The sequence below is a fragment of the Streptomyces sp. NPDC017890 genome, assembly GCF_044328675.1.
Taxonomy (GTDB): Bacteria; Actinomycetota; Actinomycetes; order Streptomycetales; family Streptomycetaceae; genus Streptomyces.
This window is the reverse complement of record NZ_JBIRHU010000082.1, coordinates 1-3,896: the sequence shown is the minus strand read 5'-3', so window position 1 is coordinate 3,896 and position 3,896 is coordinate 1. Positions and strand designations below refer to the sequence as shown.

At 58.8% G+C, this 3,896-nt stretch carries 5 protein-coding genes; 4 read left to right on the top strand and 1 reads right to left on the bottom strand.

Annotation, left to right across the window (positions count from 1 at the left end; all coding sequences use genetic code 11):
* The 3 genes from ACH4F2_RS35270 to ACH4F2_RS35260 all read left to right on the top strand — a co-directional run.
* A partial coding sequence (locus ACH4F2_RS35270) for a hypothetical protein (protein WP_398136749.1) occupies positions 1–536 on the top strand: 536 nt, incomplete at its 5' end.
* 173 nt (positions 537–709) lie between these two features.
* Complete coding sequence (locus ACH4F2_RS35265) at positions 710–1,345, top strand: hypothetical protein (RefSeq protein ID WP_351645731.1); 636 nt, start codon at positions 710–712, stop codon at positions 1,343–1,345.
* 77 nt (positions 1,346–1,422) lie between these two features.
* Positions 1,423–1,944, top strand: coding sequence for a hypothetical protein (locus tag ACH4F2_RS35260; protein ID WP_232508943.1), 522 nt, complete (start codon positions 1,423–1,425; stop codon positions 1,942–1,944).
* A 261-nt stretch (positions 1,945–2,205) separates the two neighbouring features.
* Here the strand turns inward: ACH4F2_RS35260 and ACH4F2_RS35255 are convergent, their stop codons facing one another.
* A complete protein-coding gene (locus ACH4F2_RS35255) occupies positions 2,206–2,814 on the bottom strand; it encodes a hypothetical protein (protein ID WP_232508942.1) in 609 nt (202 codons plus the stop codon).
* 513 nt (positions 2,815–3,327) lie between these two features.
* Here ACH4F2_RS35255 and ACH4F2_RS35250 point away from each other — a divergent pair.
* Positions 3,328–3,896 (top strand): hypothetical protein (locus ACH4F2_RS35250; protein WP_398136748.1); only part of this gene is annotated, 569 nt, incomplete at its 3' end.

Sequence of the window (3,896 nt, the reverse complement as noted above, 5' to 3'; positions counted from 1 at the left end):
CAGCATCACTCATCGCGATGATCCCCGACCCGTCCGGTACCGCTCAGATCGTGTCGATGATCGTCGGACTCGTCGGCAACCTCGATATCATCGGTTTGGCCAACTCCGCCGGCGAACTGCAGAAGCAGCTCTGGCACGCGATCGAAACCGGCGATGTCATCGGAGCCGGTCTGGGTGCACTCCCCCACATCCTCGACTTCGCGAAGATCGCGGTAGGCACGCTCGGGGGTGGACAGAAGACTGATCCGGCCAAACTCGGAGCAGCGTCCGCATCGTCGGCGACCGGCCAGCAGCTAACTCAGCAGTCCCAGACAGGGGACCTTGGTGGGCTCGCTTCGAATCTCACCGCGCTGGCAGGTTCTGACGGCGCCGATGCACTGGCACAGATCGGGACTGAAGGACTGAAGTTCGCTTCGTTCATCGGTTCCGGAGCTCACCAGAGCTACGGAGAAATGGTCATCGACTCCGCTGGAACGACCGCCCTCCAGGATCTGACCAACCACTTCCGCGACGCGATTGCGAAAGTGACCGCCTGACTCCCCTGACCTCAACTCTGCACAAGGTCAGCAGTCAAACAATGAACCGCACGGCCAGGGAAGGGTCTCACCGTCCAAAGGTGGGGCCCTTTTCGCTTTCCCATTTTCTACATATCCACTCGTCACGTGCGAGAGAATTAGGGATGAGCAGACCGAGTGACGACGTTCGCCTGTTGACGATCTCAAACACTGTTTCGGATCGCCTCAAGTCACTCCCCGCAGACTATGAGGCCGCTTCAGCACTGATTGCCTCAGCTGCCTTTCAAGTGGGGTTCACTCGCATAGCTGCGGGACTGGCGCAAGAGATGGCTGGCCCCAAGGGTGACACGTACATCCATGAACGCTTCGCACCCGAGCAATTCGATGTCCTACAACTAGCCCCGATCGATTTTGCCTCGCGCACGGCCCTGACTTGCCTCGATCTTTGCGCAGCTGCTGCGTATCGACTGCGACGAGCAGGGCGGTTCGATCCCCATGGCGAGTCTGACCTGGAACACCTGAGGGAGGCGATCAGGAAGAACGGTGTGCAGCTCCACGAAGGCCAGGAACGGTGGCGCCAGGCCTTAATGGGCGATAACAAGTTCAGACTCCTCAAACTGGTGCGGGACCAGGTCACTCATCGAGCGCTGGAGAGACACACCACTATTGGCGAGGGCCCGCCGAAAACAACAATCACGATCGAGGGCAAGCCATACGACGGGACGGTCGCTACTCTTTTCGCCGACTTCGCGGAGTCCCAGTATCAGGCGTTCACCACCGCAGTCCTCGCCGATTATCCTGATCGTCGGTCCCCTACACAGAACAACTGATTTCGACACTTCAGATCGACAATGCCGCATCGGCAAGGATCGCAATCCAGTCCATGCTGGCAGCTACCCTCCACGCCATGGCAACTCCTTCACCGTTCGGCAACAGCGGTCGCGATCTGTTTGTTGTTCACGTCAATACCGCAGCGACCGACAACGGCGAGCGCCCGGTACGGGAAATTGCGGCAATAGACACAGGCAGCGGGCGATCGTGGGAGATCTCGCTGGCCAGTGGAGGCGCCTTGGTCGACGACGCGGCGGCCCTCCCGCTCGCAACGCTGGCCCGCAGCATTGAGGGACATATCGCGGGCGGCTTCCATCCGGAGGAACACACAGGGCTACTCAGGCACCTGTTCTCACAACTGGATCTGTTCCCAAAATGGCACCAGAACTCTGATACACGGCAGCTGACAGCCGGCGCATTGGGAATCCCACCTACCCATATGCCCACCACTGAACAGACCTGCAATCTATGGGGTGTTTCTGTACGGGCGCGCGGAAGGGCCGTCCAAATGGCTGAAGCGGCGGCAGCGTGCTTTGACGCGCTTGCCTACTTTTCTGCCAGCGACCGACTCCGCATGGTCGATATCCAACTGAATTGAGCCAGCTATGCCAAACCGAATGTCGAGACTGAAACTGCCTGTGGGACTGAACCTGTTCTTGCGGCGGTTGCGCTGGCGCCACGTCGCGTTCCTGTGGCTCGTCGCAGCCCTTCTACTGACTTGGATCAACAGGGAGGTGGAGACAGGGACAGTGACGCATTGGGTACTCGCCGTCCCTGTCGCCTTCTCCCCCGTGCTTGTTCTTTTCCTTTGGGTACTCGCAAACAAGAAGCGCTGAAGGCGCCCTCGTCGCTCCCCTCGTCATATTGCGGGCTCGTCGTCTTTGAAGAAATATCCGGTCAGCGCCGCCGCGATCAGATGCGAGCGGGATTTTGCGCCCAGTTCCGCCACAAGGTGGTCAATCACGTCGAAGTCGGCATGAAATAGTCGGTAAGTTACCTGCGTCTCACTATCGTCACGTGACGTTTTGGCGCGAATGCCGCGGGCTGCGAATAATCCCCCACCGATTCGACCGCCAGGGTAGAGCAGTTCCGGCAGTCGATCATGAGTCTCCTCGATCGCGACGATGAAAATCTGACCGTTCGTCATCCCCGTGCTCGCCCGCATCTCCTCGAGCTTCGCATGGCACCTTGCCGGCACCCGAACACTTGACGACTTCCCTCCCCCATCCAGGTCAGAGGAACGGTCGATTGACTCCCGATCTTGTTGGCTTCCAGCAGGTTCAGTCTCGGCGGGGCGATCCACATGCGCGGGTACTTCCGACCCTTGTTCAATTTCGTCGTTGTCACCCTCGATGTACGCGGAAGCGATGCTCTCGACCGATCGGGCCGCGGCCGAACGGAAGGTCCCGGCAAGTGGTCGGTGCCCGCCAGCCGACTGAGACGGGCCTTGGTTATGCGTGCTACTCACGTCAATCTCCGATACTGAACAGGGAACGAGACACGCTCGCTCAAAACCTAAAGTGATCTTGCTGAGAGTTATACAGCCCTCCCTGGACAGCTCGGGTGCGACGAGACACCTCACCCAAGACCCGCGAATCTTGCACCCAAGTCATATCCACAGCCGTTAGAGAAACCTATCGGATCATTTCGATACGACCAAGACGTAAGCGCCTAATTGCCTACATATGCGGAAGTGGCAAGCTCGATTCCATCACACGACCATATGCATGGCGTCCAACAAGCGTCCCAACCTCACATCAAATCCAATTCGACTGGCACATTATGCGACATTGGGACGCTTCTGGGACGCCTTTGAAAGTGAGTGGCAATGTTTGCGAAGCCGCTTGGCTGGTATGTCGGTATGACTGGCATGCGACCGTTGGAATGCCTTCAAGTTCCAAACAAGGCGATAAGCATGATTTGTCGGGACGCAACTAGTACTACTGATGACACACCACCGGTGTGGTGTCATCATTGTTCTATGACCGTTCCTGGCAGCGAGATGGGCCTCAAGCTCAACTCGGCATGGATCGACGATCTCCGCTGGCACCGCGACCAATACAGGCAGTCTCGATTTCAATGGACGAGCAGCGACGCCCTGTTGGCTGCGACCGAGTTCACTCGCGGACGCCAAAGCTTCACCACCCTGTCTGAACTGCGCGAACTAAGCCAAGCGCGACGTTCAGCCGCCGCATACGCCACAGTGTGCCAACGGGCATTCGGCGAGGCCGCCAGACATGCGCGCAGAGGCCTCGAAACGACCACATCCTGGTCCGCAGTTGCTCGCGAACTGGACACGACTGTGGTCACCTGCTCGGCGAGTTCCCACTTTTCGATCTGGTCGCAGGCGCACGAACGCACAAATCCCCAGGTAGCCCGGGTGCAAAAGATCGTCGACGGGCTCTATTTCTCTAATCCCCTGATCCGCGCGTGGGAGCTCAAGCAGCTCTGGGACCTATATGCGGCTGCCGAGGACATCCTCGAAGACACTTTGGTCGATCTAGCCGTCGAACTCGACGGATTTCGCCGGGCTGACGCCATCGCTCAGGC